Raw genomic sequence first — 24,945 nt, forward strand, 5'->3', positions numbered from 1 at the left:
GCTGGATCACTGGTCCGCATACGAGTGCGAGGGAACCTTCAGCTGCGATCGCATCCGGAACCTCGGCCGGAGAAGCCAGCGAACGACGGCCAGACCCCGGCCCGCGCTCGTCGCGCGCGGTGGTGGAAGGGGCGCCAGTCGGCGAGCCGCGCCATGTATACGTGTGCCTACGCCCGCGCGGACGCGTTCATCAAGGCCACCGACGCGGCCCCGTGCGAAGACGGTCCGGTGACAACCCCCGGTCGAGCTCTCACCGGCCGTCGAGCATAAGCAAGGACATGACGCTCTCTACACCGCCTCTTGACCGAGGCGTTGACTCCCTCACCGAGGCGTTGACTCCCTCGCGGGCGAAGGCGGCTGGCGCGATCTTGAGCAGCCAATCCCCGTTGCGTTGCGCGTCGGCTCTCAGCGCACTGTGCTCGCAGGCTACGTCGCCCTTGTCGTCGGCCAATCCCGCTCACTTCCCGCCACCCTTGCAACCGGAACTGGTTCCGCTTAAGGTTCAACCGGAACCAGTTCCGGATACGAGGTAACTGCGGCTCCGGGCTTCTCCGCGAGCGGCCGCACTCAGGGGCGTCTGTCGGTTGAACGTGCATGACCGGCTCCTCACCCCCGTCGGAACTGAGGCAACCGCTTCCAACTTGGAGTTCCTCACACAGTGAGGGGCCATCAAGGGAGAACCTCAAGATGAACAAAGAGCATGAGCGTGTATCCGTTCTACCGACGCGGCTGATCATCGGAGACGAGCGCGTCGAGAAGTCCACCGGCGGCGTCTTCGAGCACGTGAATCCCACTACCGGTCGGGTTCAGCGCTCGGTGGCGATGGCCGGGCCGCAGGAGATCGACCGTGCGGTCGAGGTCGCGCGCGCGGCGCTTCCGGAGTGGCGTCGGTGGACACCGGCCGCCCGGCGCCGGGTTCTGGTCAAGCTGGCCGACCTGCTGCGCGAGCACGAGGACGAGCTGCGCACGATCATGACGCTCGAATCGGGTAACACCGTCACGCTGACGCCCTGGCTGGTCGACTTCGCGGTCAACGTCACGGAGGATGCGGCGGGCTGGGCCGAGCGGATTTACGGCGATACGCTCCCGTTCAGCGACAATGATCACTTCAAGTACTCCTCCCCGGAGCCGGTGGGCGTTGTTGGTGTGATCACCACGTGGAACGGATCTGTTCCGTCGCTGGCGACCGTTGTCGCCTCGGCGATGGCCGCCGGCTGCACCGTCGTTGCAAAGCCCTCGGAGCTCGGCCCCTTCGGCCCTCTTCGGTTTGCCGAGCTGTGCCTCGAGGCGGGCATTCCGGCGGGCGTGATGAACGTCGTTCCCGGCTCGAACGAGGCGGGCGAGGCGCTTGTCTCGCACCCGGGAATCGACAAGATCGCTTTCGTCGGCAGTGCCCCCGTGGCGCGGAAGATCGCTGCCTCTGCGGCCCCTCGGCTGACCCCTTGCTTGTTCGAACTCGGAGGCAAGTCGGCACGGCTCGTCTTCGATGACGCCGACATCGACCGCGTGGTCGAGGCCGCGATGAGCGTGACCATGATCTCGGGTCAGGCGTGCACCATGGGCTCCCGGTTCCTGGTTCATTCCCACGTGTATGACGAGGTCGCCGAGCGCCTGACGAAGCAACTGCAGTCGGTGAAGATCGGCGACCCGTTCGATCCGGACACCACCATGGGTCCCGTCGTCAACAACGTCGCGTGTGACCGGATCCTTGGTCTCGTCGACCGAGCCCGGGACTCCGCGAACGTGCTGACCGGCGGTACCCGGCTCGGTGGAGACCTGAGCGAGGGGTTCTTCATCGGCCCCACGCTTGTCGCAGACGTGGACAACAGCTCGGAACTCGCGCAGACGGAGGCGTTCGGACCGGTTCTGGCCATGACCCGCTTCGAAGACGAGGACGATGCGATCGCATACGCCAACGACTCCGAATATGGACTGGCGGGCTACGTCTTCACGCAGGACCTGTCGCGCGCACACCGGGTCGCGTCGCAGATCAACGCCGGTGTGATCGGAATCAACGGTGCCTTCGCGCCGGCGGGCGACGGTATGCCCTTCGGCGGCCGCAAGTCGAGCGGCTACGGCAAGGTGGAAGGTCGCGCCGGCGTCATGGAGTTCATCGACATGAAGACGGTCTCGATACGCCTCTGATCAGCGGCCGTCGCCTTGGCCTTCCCGGCTGAGGACGCAGGTCGCCCCCGGTTCGGTCTGGTGCCGGAAACGGGGTGTTGAACCCTGGTGGAACGGTTGCCCGGCAAGACCAGCCGTTCCACCGGGCCCTTCCGGAATTGTGGGACTGCACCAGGTCCGACACGGCACATACGCAGAACCGAGGGCGTCGCCGAACTGCAAGGAGTGCTGGACACCCTGGCCCACAACCTCACTAGGCCTCGCGCCCATGCACGAATGGCAGCGGCGGCCGGAATGTCAATCGGCCCGCCGGGGCTCGCTCCGCTGAGGGTCCTGGCGGAGCAGGCCGGGCCGCTCAGGGTGGGCGAACTCGCCGACCGACTGGGAGTAGGCCAACCCCACGTGACGCGCCAGGTCAGGCAGCTGGAAGTCGCCGCGCGCTACCCGCTGTCCGGCGCCCGGCAGCCACCACGGCTCCACCTGCGCGAGGACCCGAGGCTCACCAAGCCGAACGTCGGACTGTCGCCGGCAGAACGGGCCCGGCCCGGCGCCGCGACCGGCCGCAGGCTGCGGATCAAGCCCGGCACCAACACATCGGAACAGGGACTCACCGTCGCCCGCGATGCGGCCCAGGATGTGCCGTGGCCGGCGGAGGGTCGCCTCTTCAAGCCCATCCGCTCGGCGGCGGGCTCTCGGAGCGCTGTTCCCGAAGAGGCAGCGCAGGCAAGGAGCAGGCATGGTGAACCATCGGTCCTATTTCGGCAGGCGGATTCGAGACGGCGTCGTCGCCTCCGATCCCGGTCTCACCCGGCTACGGGCCGCGGTTTCCAGCGCAGCGGCAATCGCCGGATCCATCGCTCTCGAATACGGATTCGTACGCGTCGCCGGCATCACCGGCACGGACCGGGTCGCCACCATGCTGATCGGCTCCTTCGTCGGCATGCTGGCGGCCGTGGCCCTCACGGCGACCGCGGTCCGCGCGCGAGTGGTCACCGCAGCGTTCTTTCCCGTCTCTGCGTGGGCCGGATTGGCCGTCGGGACCTTCGCCACACGTGACACGTCCGTCATGCTCGTCGTGTTCGTGGCGATGATGTCCGCCGCGGTCTATGTGCGTCGCTTCGGCGGCGCCTTCTTCCACTACGGCGCCATGGGATGGCTCGGCTACTTCTTCGCCGTGCTGCTGCGCCCGAGCCCCGGCACACTGCCCAGGCTGCTAGTCGCTGCGGCCCTGTCCACCTTCTGGGTGCTGGCCCTCACGCTCACCTTGCTACGCGGCACCCCCCGCTGGGCCCTGCGCACGGCGGAGCTCTCCTTCGCCGCCCGCACCCGGACCATGGCAGGTAGTTGCACCCGTATCCTCAGCACCCGCACCCCGAAAGAGCGGGCCCGTATACGCAGCCGTTTGCACACCCAGCAGCTCCACCTCGCCGAGATCGCTTTGCTGATCGAAGCATGGTCGGCGGAGCCGGAAACCTTGCCACCGGACCGGGCCCCGGCCGCGTTGCGCCGTCAGCTGCTCGGCCTTCAGGCGGCTGTGGAGACGATGAGCGATGCCGCCGACACACTCTCCCAGGCCACCGTCACGGAGCAGTCCAGGCAGACCGCCGTGCAGCTCGCGCGCGCATTGAGCAGCGGAGAGCACACTGCCGCTGCAAAGTTCGCGGACGCCCTCCTCGTCTCCTCGGCCGCCGACCCTGCGGCCGGGAGTCCGGACGTCGACGCCGGTGTCACAGCGGCGCGCACGCTGGCCATGTCCGCGAGGGAGTACATCGCACGAGTCGAAGCCGGCGCATTGCCGGCGGCGCCCGACGACCGCGCGACGCCGTTCCGCCCCGTCATCCCCATCGCCATGGGCAACCTGCCGGGATCCCCGGCCTTCGCCCACGCCGTCCCCGCCCGTGGTGGAGCATGGAATCCCCTGCGCAATGCCCGGGCGAGCACCCGGCAGGCCATCCAGGTGGCCGTAGCCGGCGCCATCGCTGTCGTACTGGGACGCGCGCTCGCGGAGCCCCGCTACTACTGGGCCACCATCTCCGTATTCATCGCCTTCACCGGAACCGCCACCCGCTCCGAGTCAGCCACCAAAGTGACCCATCGCGTGGCCGGCACCCTCACCGGCACAGTCGTCGGATTCTTCCTCGGCCGCCTGACAACGGGGCACATCACCACCGAGCTGGCAGTAGTGGTCCTGTGCATGGCCACCGGCTTCTACCTGGCACCGCTGAACCACACCTACTTGATCTTCTTCGTCACCCTCATGGTCTGCCAGCTCTACAGCGCACTGCACCTGTTCTCCTGGACATTTCTTGTCACACGCCTGGAAGAGACGGTGCTGGGAGCGTTGATCGCCGCGCTGGTCGCTCTGCTCGTACTCCCGACCAGCTCCCGAGACGCCGTAGGCCACGTACGGGAGAGCTTCCTGACCTCTGTCGGCAACCTACTGCGAACCGTCGCAGGCCACATGGACGGCAGCGATACCGGGAACGAACTCGAAACCGCCACCCGCACCGTCGACCTGCGGCTACGGGCCCTCGCCCTCCTGGCAACTCCCCGGACCCACGGGGCAATACGAAGCGACTACGCCCGTCACCTGCGGCACCAGCTGACGCTCTCCGCCCTAGCGGCACGTCTGAGTCGTGCCCTGGCACAGCCCAACCGCCACATGCCCGACCATGCAGACGCAGTCGACCTCGCCGCCGCGGCACGCTCGCTGGCGGATGCCACCGATGGCCTCGCGAAGAGAAGTGCGGAGGGTACGTGGTTCGCGGAGACACATCACCACCTGGTCGCGGCCCGGAAGGCGCTGCCGGAGAGCCGCGACGACCACCCCGCCACGCCCCTCCTGCTACGACTGCACGGCCTGCTGGACGGCATGGCCTCCCATCCCGTCGGTCGGCCGCACGACGTCGGACCGGGCCGCCACCAGCGTTCCGCGAAGCGGCCTGGTACCCCTGCGCACGCGCGGCGTGGCGCGGCTTCCTGAGGCAGTTGCCACGTCGCCAATCGGCGCCGGAACGAGCACGGCATGCGTGGCACTACACCCGTAAGTACGTGACGCGGCCGTCCTCCACGCCCCGAGACGTCGAGTCACGGAGCATGGAGGACGGCCGCCGAGATGCGTTTCCCCGCCGATGTCCGTCGTAGGCGTGGAGTGTTGTCGTCCCGCTTCCGGGTCGAGTTCTACGCGTGTCTCTACGCCCGCGCGGACGCGCTCTTCGAGCTCACGGACGCGGTCCTGTGGGCAGACAGCCCGGCGAGGCCCCCGGTCGAGCTCTCGCCGACTCTCGAGCACCGGCAAGGACATGGCGCGCTGCACGCCGCCCTCGACCGTAGCCGGCTCGAGCCGCTCGCCTGCGTCGCGCTTGGCCAGGCTGCACCTGCCGCGGGCTGCCGGCAGGCGGATCGTGCTCGCCGTCGACAGGTCGAACCGGGTGCGGCGACCGGCTCTCTTCCCGTCGCTCTTGTATCCGGAACTAGTTCCGGATAAAGTCCAACCGGAACTGGTTCCGGATACGAGGTGACCGCAACTCCGGGCTTCTCCGTGAGCGGCCGCACGGGGCGTCTGTCGGTTGAACGCGATGCATGACCGGCTCCTCGCCCACGCCGAGCCCAAGGCACCCACCGCCTGGCCGATGCCCGCCGACAGGTCTCCCGCGACATGACCGAGGCCGGCCGGACGACCACCCGCCGGCGCCGCCCACCGTCCCCGGGCACCACAGAAGCACTACGCCTCTCGAAGAAGCCTGATCTCAATGATCGCCAGAAGGAGAATTTGCAAATGAAACGTCTCGTAGGGAAGGTCGCTTTGATCACCGGTACGGCCGCCGGCATGGGCGCCGCGCATGCCCGGCTGTTCGCCGAGGAGGGGGCGAAGGTAATTGCAACCGACATCCGCGTTGACGGCGGCGGCGAACTGACCCGTGAATTTCGCGACGAGGTGTTGTACCTCCAGCACGACGTCAGCGACCCCGCATCGTGGGAGTCCGTCGTGGCGCGCGGTAAGGAGGCGTTCGGCCCGATCACCGTACTGGTCAACAACGCCGGTATCGCCGGCCCGAATGCGTTCACCGCCGACATCAGCATCGAGGACTATCTGCGCACCGTGGCCGTCGACGAGCACGGCATCTTCTACGGCATGCGAGCAGTGATTCCAGGCATGATCGAGGCGGGCGGAGGATCGATCGTGAACATTTCCTCCGTGGCTGGTTTCGCTCACGCGCCGGGCACGCCCAACATCGCGTACGCCGCGTCAAAGGCGGCGGTACGAGGCATGACCAAGGCCGCCGCCGTGGAGTACGCGGGCCAGGGCATCCGGGTGAACTCCGTTCATCCCGGTGGGGTGATGACCGAGATGATGGCCACCCAGATCAACGAGGAGCAGAAGGAAATGATCGCCTCTCTCGTTCCCATGGGCCGCATGGCGGAGTCCGTTGAGGTCTCCCGCCCTGTGCTCTTCTTGGCTTCCGACGAGTCCTCGTACATGTCCGGCTCGGAGATCATCGTCGACGGTGGCATGCTCGCGAAGTAGCCTCATCGCGTTGGTTTTGGAGTCGCGGAGGCGGACATGATCCACCCCGACACAGTCGCACGCCGGCTCGTAAGCCGCATCACGCCCCGTGCGGTACCGCACCCGGCGTCCAGCACCCGCGCTCCGGCAGGGCAGCTGTCCGGTACGTGCATCAGGTCAGCATGGCCGGGGGTCTGACGACGGCGGTCTCGTCCGCGTTGGGCCGCCTCGGCTGCGAGCGACCCCCGGCGGCTGACGGAGCTGGCACGCACAGAGGGCATCTCCAAGCCCGGAATGACACCGAGTCCCGGTTTCATAGGGAGGTTTTCGGCCAAGGGTGACGGTGATCTCGCTGGTGGGTGTATCCCGGTGTCATGCGGTATCCCGATGGGGGCGGTCTGACCGCGAAGCAGAGGGCTCAGCGGGAGCAAGTGCGGTTCGAGGCTGCCGCGGCACTCGCCCTATCACCTGCCAGGGCCTGGAGATGCCGGCCATAAGCGGGTGGCCTGCACCTCATCGGCTTCGTACGCAAGGGCGTCGTCCTCGCCTACGAAGCCGTCAAGGACTCCTCCACCGCCCGCGAGCTCATCGCCGCAAGCAGCGAAGCTGTTTACCTCAGTCGCTGACTGCTGAAAGCCGCGGCGCAGAGTGCGCCCGCATCCCGTCAAAAAGAGCGGGTCGTGTCGGTGGTGGCCCGCGAGCAGGTCGAGAAAGAGACGCCAGAAGTTGAGTACTCAATGGTCAGCGGCCATGCCTCCCCCGCTCCGGCGACCCGTCCTCGCGCGCGTGAAGAGAGACAAACATAGGCTCATAGAAATACCGCGCCAGGGAGGACCAATGACTACCGTCTCCTATGAGCCCGGACGAATCGGCCTGCTCCTCATCGACACCGTCAACGATGTCTTCTCCGAGAAAGGGAAAGCCTACCCGGCCTACAAGGAGGAATTCGAGCGCATCAGTACGTTCGAGAACCTCAAGCGCCTCCTGACCCAATGCCACGTAGCGTAAGTTGATCAAGGGCGTGGGGTCGCCCTTCGGCTGGGGCGGTAGGTTGCTGATCGTGAGTCAGGGTGGGGGTGCAGGCGGGCGGTTGCCCGAGTGGATCTCGATCGGGCTGCTGGCGGGTTCGGTCCCGCGTGATGTGATCGACGACGCGGTGCGGGCGTTCGGACGGCAGGCCAGACGGTCGGACGGGAAGCTCCCGCCGCATGTGGTGGTGTACCTGGTGATGGCGTTGGCGCTGTTCGCGGACGACGACTACGAAGAGGCCATCACCCGTCTTTCGGAGCCGCTGGAGCGGTGGGGCTGCTGGGACCGGGCCTGGGAGGTGCCCACGACCAGCGCGATCACCCAGGCCCGCAAGCGCCTGGGCTCCGAACCGCTCGCGGAGATCTTCGACCGCATCACCGAGCCGGTCGCGGAGCAGCTCACCCGCGGGGCCTGGCTCGGGCCCCGCCGCCTGGTCTCCATCGACGGCATGGAGTGGGACCTGCCCGACACCGAATCCAACGCCGAGGCGTTCGGCCGCTCCGGGACCGCCGCCAATCCCTCCGCCTTCCCCAAGGCGCGGGTGCTCACCCTGGTCGAGACCGGCTCCCGCGCCCCGATCGGGGCAGCGATCGGGCCGATCGCCGGCAAGCGCGCCGGCGAGCAGACCCTGGCCTTCCATCTGTTCGAGCGCCTGGAAGAGGACATGCTGCTGCTGGCCGACCGGGGCTTTTTCGGCTTCGAGCAGTGGTGCGCTGCCGCCGGGACCGGCGCGGACCTGCTCTGGCGCGTCGGCGACACGCTCACCCTCCCGCTGGTCGCGGACCTGCCCGACGGCTCCTACCTCTCCCTGGTCTACTCCCCCCGCCTCAACACGGCGGCGCGGGGCCGACTGCTGGAAGACGCCCGCGCCGGGCGGGAGGTCGATCCCGCAGCCGCCCGAGTGGTGCGCGTGGTCGAGTACGAGGTCCCCGACCGCGGCACCGACGCCGAGCGGGAGCTGATCTGCCTGATCACCACGATCACCGACCACACGAACGCCCCCGCCCCCCTGCTCGCTCACGCGTACCACCAGCGCTGGGAGCACGAGCAGTCCAACGATGACCTGAAGACCGCCCTACGCGGCCCAGGCCGCATCCTGCGTTCCAAGAGCCCGGACCTCGTCCGGCAGGAGCTGTACGGCTACCTGCTCACCCACTACGCGATCTCCGCCCTGATCTGCCGGGCCGCCACCGAGGCCGACATCGACCCCGACCGGGTCAAATTCACCCGCACCCTGCGCATCGTCCGCCGCCGCGTCGCCGACCCGGCGGCTATTTCCCCCTGAGGACCTGGACGCCGTCCTGGCCAGGGTCCGCGCCGACATCACCCGCAAGAAGAACCTCAACCCCCGCCGCCGCCATCGCAGTTACCCCCGTGTCGTCAAGCGCGCCCGGCACAACAGCTACCGCGTCAAGCGTCCTGCCGACACCGGCACCCGCCATCCGGCGCCGCCCACAATCCACCTCGTCAACGCCCGAGCACTCACTCTCACAGCATGATCAACTTACGCTACGTGGCATTGCCTCCTGACCGGCGCACGCGAGCAGGAGTTCCCGGTATTCTTCGCCCCCATGTCGTACACCGAGGAGGATTACACCTCCTGGAAGCACATCTCCGGCATCCATCACGAAATGTTCGACAACCGCCTGTTCGAGGCCGGGAGTTGGGGAGCGGACTTCCACCCCGAGCTCTCCCCCGTTGACGGTGAGATCGTGATCGCCCCGCACAAGAACATCGACGTCCTGGCCAACACGGATCTCGAGGTCCAGTTGCGCCAGCACGGCGTCGAGTACATCGCCATCGCGGGAATGGTCGGCACGATGTGCGTCGAGTCGACTGCCCGCAGTTGCATGGAACACGGCTATCACGTGACCACGTTCACCGACGCGACCGCGGCCGCCGGGGGGCGGCTGGCCTACGACGCGATGATCTTGTGATATCCGCTGATCTCCCACGCCACACTCACCGTTGACGACTTCCTCTTGGCGACGCGCAACGCCGGAGGCCGCTCACCTGATTAATCTTGCTCCGGTTTGGTGGACACCTATCTCCTTGGGACACTGGCCCCCGCAAGCCTGTTGCGTTTTCGCCCCTACCATCCGGGACGGTTTGCAAGACTCGACGGTGGCCACAGGGTTCCGCGTAGTCGATCGTGATCAGCAGTTCCTGCTTCCTCCGGACATGCCGGAGTGGCTGCCAGAGGAGGAGCACTTGGCCTGGTTCGTTCTGGATGCGGTCGCCGCGCTGGCGGATGGCAACCGGGCGAAGCTCGCGGGTACTGGGTGGGGCAGGTCGGCGGGCGTACGACCCGGAGATGCTGCTGGCACTGCTGATCTACGTCTACGCCTGCGGGATGCGCTCGTCGCGGCGGATCGAGCGGTTGCGCGCCACCGATGTGCCTTCCAGTGACCTGCGGGTCCCACGGGCCGGATCACACCGCCATCGCCCGGTTGCGGACCTGATCGGCGCGTTCGGGGATGGTGTGGGCGATGTCGAGGCGCTGCGGCCAGGTGCGGATGACTTTGGAGGTGAGGCCTTGTCGCCGAAGACGCGGACTGGCCTGGTCCAGGAGTGCAGTCATTGGCGTTCTCGCCGGTCACGATGAAGCCCTGACGCTGGCAGCCGTGGGGTCGGACTCGCGCTGCTGAAGGCTCTGTTCGCCTCCGCCGAGCGGGGCGGTATCTGGACGGTGCAGTCCGGGATCTCCGAAGGCTGCCGGAGAACTCAACCGGTCTGCGCAACGTGCCTGCCCTGCTGCCAGAATTGGGGCTGCACCTGGGACCCCAAGACGGTCCGTGCCAGGGGTGTCGACGCCTTGTTCGGACAGCGCATGCACTTCCTGCAATGTTTCCTCGGTGATGAACGTCAATGAATCGAACACGGCCGGGCCCCATGGGGCTTCAACCTCGCTGCCCCTCGCGGGCGTACTGGTTCAAGTCTGGTTCCGGCACCACCCGCACCTGCGACGCAGGGGCGGACCACCCTCGGGAGTGACCCGGAAGTGGTCCGCTGGGTTGCAGTTCTGGTTGCTGTTGGCGTCCTCGCAGGGCGTCGCCGACCGGTAGGCAGCGTTCCCTCGTCAGCTTGTGTGCGACATGGATGTAACGCTTAGTGACGGACAGGAGGAATGCCGGAGGATCTGCTCGACGCGTCCGGATGCCCACCCTGTGTGGCCCCGGGGTCGAGCGTTCCTTCGGTCGGTCAACGGAGCCGACTTCTCACGCCTATGCCTCCTCGTTCGTTCCCAGGGCGGCGCTGAGCACTGCGATGGCTTGGGCGACGGCCGCACGGGTGGCATGGGTGTCGCTGAGAGGGTTGAGCATCATGAAGTCGTGTGTGATGCCGTCGTAGCGGACCGCGGTGACGTCGACGCCCGCGGCGCGGAGTTTGGCGGCGTACGCCTCGCCCTCGTCGCGCAGGACGTCGGCTTCGTCCACGATGAGGAAAGCTGGCGGCAGATCGGTGAGCTGGTCGAGGTCTGCCTTCAGGGGAGAGGCGGTGATCTCGCTGCGCTGCGAGCGGTCCGGCACGTAGGCGTCCCAGAACCACTCCATGGCCTTGGCCGTGAGGAAGTAACCCGTGGCGAAGTCGGAGTAGGACTTGGTGTCCATGTCCGCGTTGGTGACCGGGTAGTACATGGACTGGTGAACGAAGCGGACGTCGCCTCGCTCCTTGGCCATCAGAGACAGTGCGGCGGTCATGTTGCCGCCGACCGAATCGCCCGCCACGGCGATGCGCTCCGGGTCGAGGCCGTGAGCGGCTCCTTCGCGCGTGATCCACTGGGCGGTGGCGTAGCCCTGCTCGATGGCCACGGGGTAGTGCGCCTCGGGCGAGCGGGCGTATTCGACGAACACCACAGCGGCTCGCACCCCGTTCGCCAGTTCGCGCACTAGCCGGTCGTGGGTGTCGGCATTGCCGAGGATCCAGCCCCCGCCATGCATGTAAAGGACGACGGGAAGGGGTGATGCGGCGTTCTGCGGCCGGACGATGCGGACACGGACGTCACCGACCTCGGCGGGAACCGTGATCCACTCCGAGTCGGCGGGAGGCTTGTCGATCGGCTCCGCCTGGATGTCGTCGAGCACCTTGCGGGCCTTCTCGGGACCCAGTTCGTACAGGAATGGCGGCTTCGAGGTTGCATCGGCGATCTGCCGGGAGGCCGGCTCCAGAACAAGGGCGCCGGCGGGCTGGACGGTCATGACTATCTCCCTGGGATCTCGGGATGGCTGCTGACCGGGGAGCACACCGAGGGGCCGTGTCCGGCTGCCCCGTGGTGCGCTGCGCGAGTGCCGCGCGCGGCTTCGGATGAGCAGGCACGGTTGTGGTAAACGGGATATGACAACAGCGTCACCCGCCCCGGCGGTGATCGCATCCGCCAGGCTCTGGCTAGCCTTGGGCCGCCCGCTCCGCGGGGGCTCGACAAAGAGCAGCCAGGGCGCGGCCGCATTCGGGAACACCCTGAACGCGGCGCGCTGTCCCATCTCCAGGCTCTACTTCGCCGAGTAGCCGAGGGGATTCTCACCCCTCGGCCCTCACAGATCCGTACGTGACGATCTCTCGTCATACGGCTCTTGTCGCTCTGGTCACCAGACGCGGGGAGCATGGGTGGTCCAGGCCCAGTGGGCGAAGAACCGAGGTCGTCGTGAGACGGCCTGGTTCCACGCCATTTGGGCTTTCTTCCTGCCCCGCAGCCGTTTGAACTTCTTGCGCATCCACCGCATCACGTAGGCATTGACCTCGATTCGTCTGCGGCCTGATCGGTCCTGCTGATCCGGCGTCTTGCCCTGGTTTGTCCGTCCGGTCGGTGCAGGGGCCTTCGCATGCGCTGCGGGGGCGTCGGGGTCCACGGGCCCGAGGGTGGTGCGTCCTGTCCTTTCCGTGTCGTCGGGGTGGGGGCCGGCCGTCAGATGGGGGCCGGAAGCTGGGTGGCACGCTGCCAGGCGGTGGTGAACGCTGCTGCCCAGGGCCAGGTGCGGTCGAGATGGAGGGTGCGCCGGCGGGCGTGGGAGGTGAGGCGGGCGGGCAGGTGGTAGAGCTTCGTGCGGATCGTCTCCGGCTGTGCGGCGGCGAGTTCGGGCTCGTCGGGCAGGAGGAGGAGACGGGTCCAGGCATCCAGGTCCGCGGCGAGGGCGGCGGCGAGGACCCAGGCGGCATTCAGCTGCCAGGACTTCGACGGCAGCAACCCGAGACCGACCTGCTTGATCGCTTTCACCCTGTCCTCGACCTCGGCGTGATCGCGATACAAGGTGTCGACGAACCACACCTGCCCGGAGGCCGGCACCCCGGAAAGCCCGTGGTAGGCGGGGATGTTGGTGGCGATGATCTGGTAGCGCCAGCCGGTGCGCTGCTCGAAGGCGGTCAGCTTCTTCGCGTCCCGGCGCGAGGGCTTGACCCGGCGCACGATCAGCCGCATACCCTCGGGCCAGCCGCACAGGTCACGGACCCCGGTCAGCTCGGCGACCTGGTAGGAGATCCACTCGCCGTCGGGGCCCTTGATCTCGTGAGGTGCTCCGTCCTGCCGCAGCGCGGTGGTCCAGACCTGCTCGGGTAGCAGCGCGATCGCCCGCTCGTCCGCGGTGTTGATCGCCCAGCCGGTCACCCAGCGCACGCGGCGCCGGCTGGTGGTCAGCGCCTGCAGGTGCTCGAGAAGGGCGTGGCTGAAGGCCGCACCGTCGATCCGTACCAGCAGCTTCGACCATATGGGCAGCGGGAGTTGACGCAGTGCGGCGGCCAGGACGCTCTTGTGGTCGGCGACGTCGTTGGCGGCGGCGTTGCCGCACCGCAGCAGCATCGCCGCGCACTCGCGGGTGTTGGCCAGCCACGCCCCCAGCGGATGATGCCCGAAGCTGCCTTTGAACGTGCCGGCCGCCCCCTCCTTGCGACTGGTGCAGGTCACGATGGTCGCGTCGAGATCCAGGACGTACCAGCCACGAAGTTCCCACCCGCACACCGAGATCCAGGGGAAGCCCCCGGGGCGCAGGGCAAGCAGTGTCCACACCACGCGTCGTATCGCGGCGCGGACGCGCTCGACCCGCGCCGCCACCGGACCGTCGATCGCCTCCAGGGTGCGGCGCAGGGTGCTGTCCGAGATCGGGCGCGGGAACAAGCGCCGCCAGTGGTGCTGGAGTTGCTCGGCCTCCAGGACGTTGGTGGCGCCCAGCGTGATCGCGCAGGCGAGCATGACCAGGGCCTCGCCGCGGTCGCGCCAGCCCGGCCCAGTGCCCTGGGGCAGGGCTCGGGCCAGGGCCGTGGTCAGTCCGGTCTTATCGGCGATCCTCCGCAGGAGCACGACGCCGACGTGCCCCACGAGGCTGCAGTCGTCGGCCCGCACGCCGAGCCGGTGGTCCCAGCGGGTAGTCTTCACCTTCCGGGTGTCTCTTCCTCGCGACGTTCTTGATCTAGGAAATCCAGATCATCGCAGGTGAGAGGCACCTTCCTGCTGTCGGGGCGCCAGTTCTACTTCATAGCTGAATATATGAGGTCAATTCCTTCAGATACTGCTGCGCGCGGCCGCGGAGCTTCTCAAGGTCACCTATCACGCCCTTCAGCTGCTCGGTCGCCAGGTGCTCCAGCTGCTCCATCGCATGAGGGTGCGGCGGCTGGGTCTGGCCGAAGTCGGTCAGGGCTTTCGCGTCGCCCCGGCTCAGATCCTCGCCTCGGCTGGCCGTGATCACTGCGTGCACGAAATCCCCGATCGCCGTGCCGCGCACGTACAGGACCACCGTGGTGTTGGCCCGGGTCGGCAGGGGGTCGGGCAGGAAGCCGATGGCGCGGCCTCTGAGCGCCTGCATAATGATCGGCTGCGCCGTGTCGGTGCGCCGGCTCTGCTCCAGGTCTCGAAGCTCGGCCATGCTGATGACGTACATGCCGGGCGCCGTCCGCACAGCCTCAGCGAGGTCTGCCCACGTGGCCGGGGGTGGCGATAGGGGACCTTGTGTCACTTTCACGGCCTCTTCCTGGTGTCGGTTCTATCTGCTGTGCAGGATTGCAGTACAGCGACTACGGAGACGAGAGCGGAGAACGCAGATTGCGCCCGGGTGGGCGGCGAAGGCGTCGACGATCGCTCCGATGTCGAATGCCAGGGTGCAGAAGGCGGGGAAGCCGCCGCGCGGACCGGGCTGGCGTGGCCGCCTCCGGGCGCTGGTCGAGGCGTAGAACGGGGCCCACCTTGGCGCCGAACCTCATGGACCGCTCCCCCGTGGGCGACTGGCCGGCCCCGGGGTGGACGAGGAAGCGGCCCGGCTGCTGTGGCTGGCGCTGCTGCACACCGCCCGGCCGTTCGGGCTCACCCGGAGATTCCTGCGTGCGCCCGCGCCGCGCTGGCCGTCGCCCCCCGCCACCAAATGACCGAGCGATCCCGCCCCGCATCTGAACTTTAAGGAACAGACCGACCCACCGTCACCAGCAGCAAGCCGCAGTGCCGGCCGCCGGGCCTGTCCACCCGAGGACTGCGGCGGCCCGCTCGCTACGAGCGCACGCTGCGAGCGATCCGGTCCCGCAAGGGACCGCGCTACCGCGAACTGCGCGAGTGGGGCCTCCACAAAGTACGACCCGGCCCGCTCGTCGACGAGGACGAGGTGGGCGCGGCGCTGGGCGACGTCCGTGCGGTGCTCGCCGACCTCGGTATCGGCCCGGAGGACCTGACGCGGGAGACGTACACGGGCGCGGTGGCGGCGCAGCGCGGTTGACCCAGCCCTGGACATGCAGAGAGCCCCCAGGCGGCCGGTCACAGCCGTCTGGGGGCTTCCGCTTGTTGCTGCTCAGACCGCCGCCAGGCGCGAGCGAGACGGGCGTCTTCAGCCCAGTGAGGCGGCGAAGGCCCCGGACTCGGCCTGGGCTTCCGTCAGCTGCACCGTTCCGCGGTGAGACACCTCGACCTTGTAGAAGTTCTTGCCCTTGGGCACGTCGGCGACCGACACGTCAAAGCTGCACTTGCCGCCGTCTTCTGACGTGGAGCTGCCGAGATAGCCCGTTGCGATCACGGATCCGGCCGCGTCGTACACGGTGACCTCTGCGCCTTCGAAGATGTCGTCGTAGCCGTTGCTGCCCTTGCAGCCGCCGGCGCCGTCGTCCACGGCGCTGCTGTTGAGCTCGAACGTGCCGGTGAGGGTGAAGGTCTGGGGCTGGCTGCTGGTGGTCAGGGTGTTGGTGGTCGCGTTCTTCTTGGTGGCGTGGTCGCTGGCGTCGGTGCTGGCCCATGCCCCGCCGACGGCGCCGGCGCCGATGACTGCGCCCGCGACAGCCGCGAGCAGGGGGTGTATGCGCTTGGGCTTGGGCGACGGCGGCTGTGGCTCGGGTGGTGCGGGTGGCGGTGGGTATTCAGTGCTCATGATCCCCCCAGGGCTCGCTGATGCTGCAATGCTGAGGGGAGATCATGCGGGGCGTGAAGCCTGCGTGTTCAGCGTGTGGCCATGTTGTGACCCTGGGCGAGCGAAGGCCTGCGGTTGCAGTGTGGGGCGGTCCTGATCGGTGTTATGGCGGCGACCGCCGGCCGTCGGCAGCCAGCGGCCGGCCGGGCGCCGTCGAGCGCCGAGCGGCCGTGGCGGAAGCGCTCAGAGTAGGCGGCTCCGGGCATGTGAAAGGCCCCCTGCTCGGTCGTAAGGACCATGCAGGGGGCCGAACTGCTGACACTATCGAGCGGTTCCGACAACCGGACCCTTCAGACGATCAGTTCCTCCGGCGGCACATGCAGAAGGAGCGGGCGCATCTCAGGGTCTGCGAGGGCGGCGCCGACGCGGTCGTTATACGCGTCCAGGGTCTTCAACAGCGCATCGCTCAGGGCGCGGGCGGAGGTGGCGTGTAGCCGGTGCTCGACGCCGTGGATGACAACGCTCACGCACTCGAACGTGTCGTCGCCGGTCAGTTCAGCGGAGACGTGGCTGTCGGGCCAGCCCGGTAGCGCCTCCTCCGGCTCGTGGGTGATGACCCTTTCAGGGCGCTCCCGTCGGGGCTTGTTCGCCTTCTGCCGTCCCATCGCGGTTCTCCTGCCTCGGCGGCCGTCGCCATCATCCTGTTCAACGCCTGCCGTCGTCGTAGGTTCGCCGCCAGGCGTTGTGAGCGCGCCGGCCGATGCGCCTCCGGAGCTCACGGCCGTGAGACCCGGAGGCGCCCACGGTGGTCAGGAGCCGCCCGTCGTCTTGCGGCACTCACCAGCGACGCTTGGTCCGTCTACGCTGTTCACGCTCTTGATCATCTTGTTGCGGCGAGCGTCGAGCTGGCTGTCCTTGTCGACGTCCCCAGGGTTGCTGTAGCCACCCCCGACGCGGGTGTCTCGCAAATCGGCGAGATCGAGGGTGACTGAAACGAGTTCGGTATCTCGGTTGTACGCCGTAGCGAGGGGCTGCCAGGTGCCATCGAGGCGTGCGGCTTGGGCCGCCTTGTCGGCTGCCTCTTCCATACGCGGGAGGGTCTTGTTTCAAGGCCCATGACATCGACGGGCGGTACCCCGGCCCCTCACCCCGGATGCCCTGCCACGTCTCACCCATACCTACTGGGCGCTGGGTGAGCCGGCAGACGGGCCGGGTGCGGTGAGGTGCTGTCAGCTCAGTCCGAGCTTGTGCAGGGCGGTGGTCCAGTCGGTGGCGATCGCCTTCTGCGCCGCGGCCAGTGTGATCTTGCCCGTGCAGACCGGCTCTTCCACTCACAGGTTGCGGGGATCGTTCGGATCGCCGCCCAGCTCAAGGCTGACGAGGTGGTCATACTCGGCATCGCCGGTGGATCGGCGCCGTCGGCAACATGCCCGAGACGCGAGTCACCCTCACCAACGTGGAGACAAGTCGGCCGCCTCGGAGGCCGGCCCTCCGTGCAGCGCGCACAACCTACGGGCTGCACGGAGGGCTGACCTCATTGACGCCGCGCAGCGCTTCAGTTGGCTGGCTGAGCGTGACGGATGACGGCCGCCACGTCTGCTGGCGTGGTCCAGCCGCAGTCCGGGGATGCCGGGCTGGCTGGCATGGTCATCGCACGTCGACGTAGTCCGTGGCCAGGGGGCTCTTGAGGTATTGGTCGCCTATGTTGCGATTCAGGGCAACTGCCCAGGTGCCGTCCTGGGTGTCGTTTTGGGTGATGTTGAGGATCCGGCCCTTGGAGTCGGTGTCCAAGTCGCTGATGTAGCGGTAGGTGGAGGCGCCGCGAGGCCGGAAGTACAGGGCGGGGCTGGCGTCGGCGAGCGGCTTCCAGGTGGTACCCGTGTAGTACTGGAGCGTGCCTTTGAGGTGGATGAGGCCGTTCCTGCGGACCGGTTCGGGGGTTACGTCGAACCCGGTGATCCGTGTGGGGTAGCGGCGTAGGTGGACGGGCTTGGTGGTGCTGCTCGCAAGGTCGGGATTGCCGTTGAAGCGGGCACGCCAGTAGGCGTTGTTTGGCGCGGTGAACGACGTGCCGAAGACTTCCTGGAAGTTGGGTTTGTTGTGGCGGATCTTCACCGGGGTGGTGGCGGCGGACTTCCAGCCAGTCTTGCCGTCTTTGGAGTATTCGATGGTGACGGCGGTGTTGGACGGCCAGTGGGCACGGGGATCGCTGTACTCGATGTCTCCCGAGACGTGAAGCCGGGAGTCGTCGTCGAGCGTGGCGTCCATGGTGAGGTTGGTCGTGTATGCCACGTGGAGGCTGAAGGGCTCAGTGGCAGGCTGCAAGAACGGCGTGCCGCTGAGGACGAGTTGGCCGGTCGGCAGCGGATTGTCCGAGGGGACGCGCAGGCTGTAGAACCCGTTGTCGTCCGTGGTGGCCGTCCCCCCGAAGCCCTGCGAAGAGCCGGTACCTATGAGGCTGAGTGACGTGTGCGGCAGCGGCTGCCAGCCGTCGGCCGTCTGGATCTCCGCGTGGCCGGTAACCGTACCCGTCGTTCCCTGACGCAGATTGAGGGCGTGCGTGCTCGCCGTGAACCGGGTCGGTGCCTGCACGGGGTTCATGGGCTGCTGGGGCGAGCGCAGGAGGATCGCCCCGGGGTAGGCGTTGGAGTCTTGTGGCCACGCCTGCATGTCGGCCCAGTACACGTTGGGGACGAACGAAAAGGTGAGGCGCCCGTCGGCGTCGGTCTGCGTGTTGAACCTGTTGTACGGGGAGGTGCCCTGGCAGGTGATGACGACCGGCGCGTTGGCGACCGGCACCCGTGTGCCGGGCGTCCGTGGGTCCTCGGCGAGTTCGGTACCGCTGACGGTCACTTTCTGGTGGAAGTAGTCCGGCTTGGCCGGCGTCACCGTAAGGTCCGGGATCGTGAGGATGGTCTGGTACTGCAGGGTCGAGCGTGAGGCGACGCCGGTGACCGTGGCGCCGGAGGAGTCCTCCATATCGACGGTGATCCGGTACTCGCCGAGGTTCGCGAGGTGCACCGGGGCCTGCCAGATTCCGGACCGGCCGTCCGTGCCGGACTGCTGGGTGAAGTCGTCGGTGGATCCGGCCTCGGGCGCGCCGTCCGGGCTGCCGACGGGGGTGAAGTGTGCGGTGATATGGGTGATCGCAGCGTCCGAGTGCGCGGTAATGAAGACCATTCCGGGATAGTCGTACCAGGCGTCCGCGTTATCCAGGACGGGTCCACTCCCTGGAGCGGCATCGGCACGGGCCAGCGCAGGGCCGGTGAACATCGAGGCCGCCAGCGCTGTGGCGGTGGCAGTCGAAAGCAGAGCAGCACGTCGCACGGTGGTATCCCCCCACAGGATCACATGGCCCCAGCTCAGGGAGGGGGCCATCCGGTACCCGGCCCGACATCACCGTTCGTCTGGTGCGGATCGTGACCAAGTGATGGACGAATATAGCGGCTGGATCGAACACAAGCTCTCACCGGCCACCTGAAGTGCTCAGTCACAACTGAGTGTTCGCGGACACGCGGATGCGGACGAGCACAACCAGGCCTGGGTGGAGGCGCTCGGGGTGCTGCGCGACGGGAACGGCAAGCGAGGTGGGGCTGGGTGCTCTCGGGAGACCTGCGGCCCCACCACTGGCAGTTTCGTTTGGATCGGTCTGTCGTTGGTCCGGGGGTGCCGTTAACCTCGATTTTTCCGAGGGCTGATGGCGACGCCGGGAGCGGCTGGCTGCCCGATATGTCCCGTGCCGTGTCGGGACTGGCCGTCGCGTGACGCTGCGGGGGCGTCGGGTTCCACGGGCCCGAGGGTGGTGCGGTGCTGTCCTTTCCGGTGTCGTCGGGGCGGTGGCCGGCCGTCAGGTGAGGGCCGGGAGCTGGGTGGCCCGCTGCCAGGCGGTGGTGAACGCTGCTGTCCAGGGCCAGGTGCGGTCGAGGTGCAGGGTGCGCCTGCGGGCGTGGGCGGTGAGTCGGGCGGGCAGGTGGTACAGCTTCATGCGGATCGTCTCCGGCTCGGCTGCGGCGAGTTCGGGCTCGTCGTGCAGGAGGAGGAGCCGGGTCCATGCGTCGAGGTCGGCGGCGATCGTGGCGGCCAGCACCCAGGCGGCGTTCAACTGCCAGGACTTCGAGGGCAGCAACCCGAGGCCGACCCGCTTGATGGCTTTCACCCGGTCCTCGACCTCTGCGTGGTCACGGTAGAGGGCGTCGACGAACCACACCTGCCCGGAGCCGGGAATCCCGGAAAGTCCCTGGTGAGCGGGGACGTTCGTGGCGATGATCTGGTAGCGCCAGCCGGTGCGCTTCTCGAAGGCGGTCAGCTTCTTCGCGTCCCGCCGCGAGGGCTTGACCCGGCGCACGATCAGCCGCATCCCCTTGGGCCAGCCGGTCAGGTCGCGCAGGCCGGTCAGCTCGGCGACCTGGTAGGAGATCCATTCGCCGTCGGGGCCCTTGATCTCGTGGACCTCGCCGTCCTGCCGCAGCGCGGCCGTCCACGCCGTCTCGGGCAGCAGCGCGATGGCCTGCTCGTCCGTGGCGTTGATCGCCCAGCCGGTCACCCAGCGCACCCGGCGCCGGCTGGTGGTCAGGCGCTGGAGGTGGTCGAGGACGTCGTGGCTGAAGGCCGCGCCGTCGATCCGGACCAGCAGCTTCGACCACAGCGGCAGCGGGAGCTGCCGCAGCGCGGCGGCCAGGACCCTCTTGTGGTCGGCGACGTCGTTGGGCGGCGCGTTGCCGGGCCGCAGCAGCATGGCGACGCACTCGCGGGTGTTGGCCACCCACGCCCCCAGCGGCATGTGGCCGAAGCTGCCCTTGAAGGTGCCCGCCGCGCCTTCCTTCCGGCTGGTGCAGGTGACGATGGTCGCGTCCAAATCGAGGACGTACCAGCCGGTCACCTCCCGGCCGCACACCGCGATCCAGGGGAAGCCGCCGGGGCGCAGGGCGAGCAGCATCCACACCACGCGGCGTATCGCGGCGCGGGCGCGTTCCACCCGGGCCGCGACCGGGCCGTCGATCGCCGCCAGGGCGCGGCGCAGGGTGCTGTCCGAGACCGGCCGCGGGAACACCGGCCGCCAGTGGTACTGGAGTTGCTCGGCCTGAAGGACGTTCGTCGCGCCGAGCACGATCGCACAGGCCAGCTGGACCAGCGCCATGCCCCGGTCCCGCCAGCCCGGCCCGGTGCCCTTCGGTAACGCCGCACTCAGCGCGGTGGCCAGACCGACGCGGTCGGCGACCTTCCGCAGCAGCACCACGCCCGCGTGGCCGATCAGGTTCTTGCCGTCGGCCCGCACAGCAAGCCGGTGATCCCATTCGGTAGCCTGCACCTGTTGGGTGCCTCTTCTCTGCGACGGTTTTGATCTAAGCGGCTTGCCTGAAGTTCTGCGCGTAACTCTTCGGCAGCCAGGGCGAGGCCCAGGGTGCGGCGGTGGTCAGCATCTGGGTGGGTGAGCGCTGCCGGAAGAAGGCGTGGACCTGGCGCAGGCGGCCCGGCCAGGTGACGGCGGTGTTGGCAATGTGGGCCTTCAGCGCGGCCCAGATGCGCTCGACCGGGTTGTCGTGCGGGCTGTAGCGGGCGCCGAACAGCAGGCGCAGGCGGGGCTGGTCGGCCAGGTAGGCGGTCACCGCCTTCGCGTGATGAATGCTGTCGTTGTCGCAGACCACCGCGACGACCGGGGCGGCGGGGTAGGCGGCCAGCAGTAGCTGGAGGAAGGCGACGAAGGCGGCGGCATTGCGGCGGCCCAGGGTGTAGACCCAGGCGCCGGTGGCCACTTCCAGGGCCCCGAAGACGGTGGCCTGCCGGTTCTTGCCTGGGGTGGCCACCTGCTGCCGCGTCCCGCGCAGGATCCAGCTCGCCCGCACGTGCGGCAGTAGGTGCAGGTGGGTCTCGTCCTCGGCCCAGACCACCGACCCGTGGGGCAGGGCGGCGAGTTGGCGGCGCAGGGCGGCGAGGGTGCGCCTGCGCTCGGGGTCACCCCTGGCCACCAGGCGGGGCCGCCGCCAGGCCGCCTGTTCGCGAGTGTGCCGGTACACGGTGCGCAGGCTCATCTTCGGCCGGCCCAGGCGGCGCCAGATCCGGCGGATGGTCCACGGCCCGGGGCGGGTCAGCAGGCGGCGGATGCGCTCGCCCAGCCTCGGCCCGCCGAGCCGGGGCCGCCCCGCGCGGGGCGATCGGCCAGGCCCGCCAGGCCGGCGGTGTTGTAGCGATGGATCCAGCGGCGCACCGTGGCCGGGTGGTAGCCGAGCAGCTCGCCGATCTCTCCTGCGGTCATGCCGGCCGCGGACAGCAGCACGATCACCGCGCGGGAGGCCTCTCGCCACCGGTGATGCAGCAGGTGATACAGGTGCTGGTACGCCGGACCGGGGCGGTTGGCGAACACGGATGCCGGACGCATACTGGCCTTGACCTCGCCGGTTTTGTCGTAGTTTGGTCAACCTCGATACAACACCCGGCGAGGTCTTCTCGTCATCGAGGCCATCGCGCCAGGCCGCCGCTGCCGCTCCAGATTCCGCGCAGAACTTCAGGTCATCCGCTTAGGAGAAATAGTGGACAGAATCGGTCCTCTATTCACGTATGCTGTGCACATGCCTCGACCCACCGGCCGCGTGCTGACGCTCCTGGAGCTGCTGCAGTCGGGCGGCACCCGGACGGTGGCCGAACTCGCCGACCGGCTCGGCGTCGAAGGGCGCACCGTGCGGCGGTATGTGGACCAGCTGATCGACCTGGACGTGCCGGTGGAGTCGGTGCGCGGCCGCTACGGCGGGTATCGGCTCGCCCCCGGGTACCGCTTGCCTCCGCTCATGCTCAGCGACGACGAGGCGCTGGCCGTGCTGCTCGGCCTGGTCGCCGGCCGCCGAGCGGGGCTGACGACGATGGCGCACACGGCGAGCGAGACGGCATCGGCGAAGATCCGGCGGGTGCTGCCCAAGCACATCGCCCGTCGGCTCGACACACTCCTGGAGACTCTCGCCTTCACGGAACAGCCCCGCGAGTTCGACACCCCGGACGCTGGGGTCCTGCTCACCATCGCCGATGCGGTGCGCCACCGCCGACCGGTCTCGATCCGCTACACCGACCGCGACGGACGGGGCAGCGAACGCACGCTGCACGCGTATGGGATCGTCGCCCATTCAGGCCGGTGGTACGTCACGGGCAAGGACGCCCGGATCGGCGAGGACCGAACCTTCCGGCTCGATCGCATCGCAGACGCGAGGACCTTGCCCGGCTCATTCGAAGCGCCCGTGGGTCCGGATCCGGCGCAGCGCGTGGTGACAGGGTTCGCCACGGCTGAGTACCAGCATGCGGTGACCTTGCGGATTCAAGGGACGGTTGAGCAGATCCGCGCCCACCTTCCCGCCGGCGTCGCGAGCCTGGAGGAGGACGCGCCCGCGGCAGGCGAGGAGCGGGCGACCGAGCGCTGGCTGCGCGTCGAGCTGCGGGCGGAGCGGCTCGACTGGTTGCCTCCGGTACTCGCCTCGCTCAACCGGCCGTTCGTCATCGAGCGCCCCGATGAACTGCGCGACCTCGTCGTCGCGTTCGCCGATCGCCTCGCCTCCTACGCCCGCCAAGCCTGACAGCCACCTCTGAGCGGGTCAGCAACGTCCTCGTCCATGTGGGCAGCGACGTCGACCTGCGGCTGCGGGCGTTTGGCTGGAGGTGCGGGACTGGGACAGCGACCCGCCCGTGGCCACCGCCTGCTCGCTCACCGATGAGGGCAGCGCGCGGGCCGAGCGCGGGCGTGGCCTGTTCCTGGTCGACGGCCTTGAGCGCGCCTGGAACATCTAAGCGGATGACCTGAAGTTCTGCGCGGAATCCGGGGCGGCGGCGTCGGCCGGGCGCGATGGCCTCGATGACACGGGGACCTCGCCGGGTGTTGTATCGAGGTTGAACAAACTATGACAAAACCGGCGAGGTCAAGGCCAGTATGCGTCCGGCATCCGTGTTCGCCAACCCTCCCGGCGTGGCGGACCAGCACCTGTACCACCTGCTGCACCACCGCTGGCGGGAGGCCGCCCGCGTCGTGATGGTGCTGCTGTCCGCCGCCGGCCTGACCGCAGGAGAGATCGGCGAGCTGCTCGGCTACCACCCGGCCACGGTGCGCCGCTGGATCCACCGCTACCACGCCGACGGCGCCCCGGGCCTGGCCGACCGCCCCCGCCCAGGACGCCCCCGGCTCGGCGGGCCGAGGTTGAGCGAGCGCATCCGCCGCCTGCTGACCCGCCCCGGGCCGTGGACCGTCCGCCGGATCCACCACCGCCTGGGCCGGCCGAAGATCAGCCCGCGCACCGTTTACCGGCGCACGCGCGAGCAGGCGGCCTGGCGGCGGCCCCGCCTGACGGCCAAGGGCGACCCGAACCGGCGGCGCGTCCTGGCCGCCCTGCGCCGGCAACTGCGGGCCCTGCCCCGTGGGTCGGTGGTCCTGGCCGAGGACGAGACCCACCTGCACCTGCTGCCGCACATCCGGGCGAGCTGGATCCTGCGCGGGACGCGGCAGCAAGTGGCCACCCCGGGAAAGAACCGGCAGACCACCGTCTTCGGTGCCCTGGAGGTGGCCACCGGCGCCTGGGTCTACACCCTCGACCGCCGCCGCAGTGCCGCCACCTTCGTCGCCTTCCTCCAACTGCTGCTGGCCGCCTACCCCGACACCCCGGCCGTCGCGGTGCTCTGCGACAACGACAGCATCCACCACGCGAAGGCGGTGACCGCCTACCTGGCCGACCAGCCCCGCCTGCGCCTGCTGTTCGGCGCCCGCTACAGCCCGCACGACAACCCGGTCGAGCGCATCTGGGCCGCGCTGAAGGCGTTCCTCGCCAACACCGCCGTCACCTGGCCGAGCCGCCTGCGCCAGGTCCACGCCTTCTTCCGACAACGCTCACCCACCCAGATGCTGACCACCGCCGCGCCCTGGGCCTCACCCTGGCTGCCGAGGGATTACGCGCAGAACTTCAGGTCATCCGCTTAGACAGTCCAGATCATCGCAGGCGGGAGGCACCC

Annotated in this window: 20 protein-coding genes and 3 pseudogenes; 12 read left to right on the plus strand and 11 right to left on the minus strand. The window is 68.6% G+C overall.

Features of this window, described 5'->3' with window-relative positions; translation table 11 throughout:
• The first annotated feature begins 594 nt into the window (after positions 1 to 594).
• The 7 genes and pseudogenes from ACQEXA_RS05735 to ACQEXA_RS05765 form a co-directional block, all read left to right on the plus strand.
• Positions 595 to 2,145 (plus strand): aldehyde dehydrogenase family protein, encoded by a 1,551-nt coding sequence (locus tag ACQEXA_RS05735; RefSeq protein WP_432936554.1) that lies wholly within the window; start codon positions 595 to 597, stop codon positions 2,143 to 2,145.
• A 715-nt stretch (positions 2,146 to 2,860) separates the two neighbouring features.
• Entirely contained in the window at positions 2,861 to 5,107 is a 2,247-nt protein-coding gene (locus ACQEXA_RS05740; protein ID WP_432936552.1) for an FUSC family protein, read from the plus strand.
• Positions 5,108 to 5,782: 675 nt separating this feature from the next.
• A complete protein-coding gene (locus ACQEXA_RS05745; RefSeq protein ID WP_433128869.1) occupies positions 5,783 to 6,652 on the plus strand; it encodes an SDR family NAD(P)-dependent oxidoreductase in 870 nt (289 codons plus the stop codon).
• Positions 6,653 to 7,468: 816 nt separating this feature from the next.
• Positions 7,469 to 7,639, plus strand: coding sequence for a hypothetical protein (locus ACQEXA_RS05750; protein WP_433128871.1), 171 nt, complete (start codon positions 7,469 to 7,471; stop codon positions 7,637 to 7,639).
• Between the two features lie 43 nt (positions 7,640 to 7,682).
• Entirely contained in the window at positions 7,683 to 8,945 is a 1,263-nt protein-coding gene (locus tag ACQEXA_RS05755) for an IS4 family transposase (RefSeq protein ID WP_433134458.1), read from the plus strand.
• Positions 8,946 to 9,186: 241 nt separating this feature from the next.
• Complete coding sequence (locus ACQEXA_RS05760) at positions 9,187 to 9,597, plus strand: cysteine hydrolase family protein (RefSeq protein WP_432939885.1); 411 nt, start codon at positions 9,187 to 9,189, stop codon at positions 9,595 to 9,597.
• A 314-nt stretch (positions 9,598 to 9,911) separates the two neighbouring features.
• Positions 9,912 to 10,031: pseudogene (locus tag ACQEXA_RS05765) on the plus strand (transposase); the annotation flags it as partial.
• A gap of 60 nt (positions 10,032 to 10,091) precedes the next feature.
• On the opposite strand, the gene ACQEXA_RS05770 reads toward ACQEXA_RS05765, so the two are convergent.
• A complete protein-coding gene (locus tag ACQEXA_RS05770; protein WP_432940081.1) occupies positions 10,092 to 10,241 on the minus strand; it encodes a hypothetical protein in 150 nt (49 codons plus the stop codon).
• Between the two features lie 27 nt (positions 10,242 to 10,268).
• Between ACQEXA_RS05770 and ACQEXA_RS05775 the strand changes: the two are divergent.
• Positions 10,269 to 10,364: pseudogene (locus ACQEXA_RS05775) on the plus strand (GNAT family N-acetyltransferase); the annotation flags it as partial.
• A gap of 520 nt (positions 10,365 to 10,884) precedes the next feature.
• On the opposite strand, the gene ACQEXA_RS05780 reads toward ACQEXA_RS05775, so the two are convergent.
• The 4 genes from ACQEXA_RS05780 to ACQEXA_RS05795 all read right to left on the minus strand — a co-directional run bounded on the left by ACQEXA_RS05780 (position 10,885) and on the right by ACQEXA_RS05795 (position 14,526).
• Positions 10,885 to 11,859 (minus strand): alpha/beta hydrolase, encoded by a 975-nt coding sequence (locus tag ACQEXA_RS05780; RefSeq protein ID WP_432936542.1) that lies wholly within the window; start codon positions 11,857 to 11,859, stop codon positions 10,885 to 10,887.
• A gap of 384 nt (positions 11,860 to 12,243) precedes the next feature.
• Positions 12,244 to 12,507 carry a hypothetical protein gene (locus ACQEXA_RS05785; RefSeq protein ID WP_432936540.1) on the minus strand — a complete coding sequence of 88 codons (264 nt, stop codon included), beginning with the start codon at positions 12,505 to 12,507 and terminating at the stop codon, positions 12,244 to 12,246.
• Positions 12,508 to 12,563: 56 nt separating this feature from the next.
• The gene (locus ACQEXA_RS05790) at positions 12,564 to 14,024 is read right to left on the minus strand and encodes an IS1380 family transposase (protein ID WP_432936537.1); all 1,461 of its coding nucleotides are present in this window, start codon (positions 14,022 to 14,024) and stop codon (positions 12,564 to 12,566) included.
• Positions 14,025 to 14,121: 97 nt separating this feature from the next.
• Positions 14,122 to 14,526, minus strand: a complete 405-nt coding sequence (locus ACQEXA_RS05795; RefSeq protein WP_432936535.1) for a hypothetical protein — start codon at positions 14,524 to 14,526, stop codon at positions 14,122 to 14,124.
• Positions 14,527 to 14,881: 355 nt separating this feature from the next.
• Here ACQEXA_RS05795 and ACQEXA_RS05800 point away from each other — a divergent pair, with 355 nt between their 5' ends.
• A complete protein-coding gene (locus ACQEXA_RS05800) occupies positions 14,882 to 15,007 on the plus strand; it encodes a hypothetical protein (RefSeq protein ID WP_432936532.1) in 126 nt (41 codons plus the stop codon).
• Between the two features lie 449 nt (positions 15,008 to 15,456).
• Here the strand turns inward: ACQEXA_RS05800 and ACQEXA_RS05805 are convergent, their stop codons facing one another.
• The 6 genes and pseudogenes from ACQEXA_RS05805 to ACQEXA_RS05830 form a co-directional block, all read right to left on the minus strand.
• Positions 15,457 to 15,990: a hypothetical protein gene (locus ACQEXA_RS05805; protein WP_432936530.1), complete on the minus strand. Its 534-nt coding sequence runs from the start codon at positions 15,988 to 15,990 to the stop codon at positions 15,457 to 15,459.
• 329 nt (positions 15,991 to 16,319) lie between these two features.
• Positions 16,320 to 16,634, minus strand: coding sequence for a hypothetical protein (locus ACQEXA_RS05810; protein ID WP_432936528.1), 315 nt, complete (start codon positions 16,632 to 16,634; stop codon positions 16,320 to 16,322).
• 144 nt (positions 16,635 to 16,778) lie between these two features.
• Entirely contained in the window at positions 16,779 to 17,057 is a 279-nt protein-coding gene (locus ACQEXA_RS05815) for a hypothetical protein (RefSeq protein WP_433128873.1), read from the minus strand.
• A 559-nt stretch (positions 17,058 to 17,616) separates the two neighbouring features.
• Positions 17,617 to 19,296 (minus strand): hypothetical protein, encoded by a 1,680-nt coding sequence (locus tag ACQEXA_RS05820; protein WP_432936526.1) that lies wholly within the window; start codon positions 19,294 to 19,296, stop codon positions 17,617 to 17,619.
• Positions 19,297 to 19,816: 520 nt separating this feature from the next.
• A complete protein-coding gene (locus tag ACQEXA_RS05825) occupies positions 19,817 to 21,277 on the minus strand; it encodes an IS1380 family transposase (protein ID WP_432923289.1) in 1,461 nt (486 codons plus the stop codon).
• A 34-nt stretch (positions 21,278 to 21,311) separates the two neighbouring features.
• Positions 21,312 to 22,345: pseudogene (locus ACQEXA_RS05830) on the minus strand (IS630 family transposase).
• A gap of 190 nt (positions 22,346 to 22,535) precedes the next feature.
• Here ACQEXA_RS05830 and ACQEXA_RS05835 point away from each other — a divergent pair.
• From ACQEXA_RS05835 to ACQEXA_RS05845, 3 genes are all read left to right on the plus strand, one after another.
• Positions 22,536 to 23,525 carry a helix-turn-helix transcriptional regulator gene (locus tag ACQEXA_RS05835; protein ID WP_432934978.1) on the plus strand — a complete coding sequence of 330 codons (990 nt, stop codon included), beginning with the start codon at positions 22,536 to 22,538 and terminating at the stop codon, positions 23,523 to 23,525.
• Between the two features lie 82 nt (positions 23,526 to 23,607).
• Entirely contained in the window at positions 23,608 to 23,736 is a 129-nt protein-coding gene (locus ACQEXA_RS05840) for a hypothetical protein (protein ID WP_432934977.1), read from the plus strand.
• Positions 23,737 to 23,875: 139 nt separating this feature from the next.
• Positions 23,876 to 24,913, plus strand: a complete 1,038-nt coding sequence (locus tag ACQEXA_RS05845; RefSeq protein ID WP_433128434.1) for an IS630 family transposase — start codon at positions 23,876 to 23,878, stop codon at positions 24,911 to 24,913.
• Positions 24,914 to 24,945: the final 32 nt, after the last annotated feature.

The organism is Streptomyces sp. CA-106110 (assembly GCF_050936285.1).
Lineage (GTDB): Bacteria > Actinomycetota > Actinomycetes > Streptomycetales > Streptomycetaceae > Streptomyces.

Excerpts from the sequence above, each read along its gene's own strand:
- ACQEXA_RS05735 (WP_432936554.1), top strand. The coding sequence starts at position 595 with ATGACCGGCTCCTCACCCCCGTCGGAACTGAGGCAACCGCTTCCAACT.
- ACQEXA_RS05740 (WP_432936552.1), top strand. The coding sequence starts at position 2,861 with ATGGTGAACCATCGGTCCTATTTCGGCAGGCGGATTCGAGACGGCGTC.
- ACQEXA_RS05745 (WP_433128869.1), top strand. The coding sequence starts at position 5,783 with ATGACCGAGGCCGGCCGGACGACCACCCGCCGGCGCCGCCCACCGTCC.
- ACQEXA_RS05750 (WP_433128871.1), top strand. The coding sequence starts at position 7,469 with ATGACTACCGTCTCCTATGAGCCCGGACGAATCGGCCTGCTCCTCATC.
- ACQEXA_RS05770 (WP_432940081.1), bottom strand. The coding sequence starts at position 10,241 with ATGACTGCACTCCTGGACCAGGCCAGTCCGCGTCTTCGGCGACAAGGC.
- ACQEXA_RS05780 (WP_432936542.1), bottom strand. The coding sequence starts at position 11,859 with ATGACCGTCCAGCCCGCCGGCGCCCTTGTTCTGGAGCCGGCCTCCCGG.
- ACQEXA_RS05795 (WP_432936535.1), bottom strand. The coding sequence starts at position 14,526 with ATGTACGTCATCAGCATGGCCGAGCTTCGAGACCTGGAGCAGAGCCGG.
- ACQEXA_RS05805 (WP_432936530.1), bottom strand. The coding sequence starts at position 15,990 with ATGAGCACTGAATACCCACCGCCACCCGCACCACCCGAGCCACAGCCG.
- ACQEXA_RS05810 (WP_432936528.1), bottom strand. The coding sequence starts at position 16,634 with ATGGGACGGCAGAAGGCGAACAAGCCCCGACGGGAGCGCCCTGAAAGG.
- ACQEXA_RS05815 (WP_433128873.1), bottom strand. The coding sequence starts at position 17,057 with ATGGAAGAGGCAGCCGACAAGGCGGCCCAAGCCGCACGCCTCGATGGC.
- ACQEXA_RS05835 (WP_432934978.1), top strand. The coding sequence starts at position 22,536 with ATGCCTCGACCCACCGGCCGCGTGCTGACGCTCCTGGAGCTGCTGCAG.
- ACQEXA_RS05845 (WP_433128434.1), top strand. The coding sequence starts at position 23,876 with ATGCGTCCGGCATCCGTGTTCGCCAACCCTCCCGGCGTGGCGGACCAG.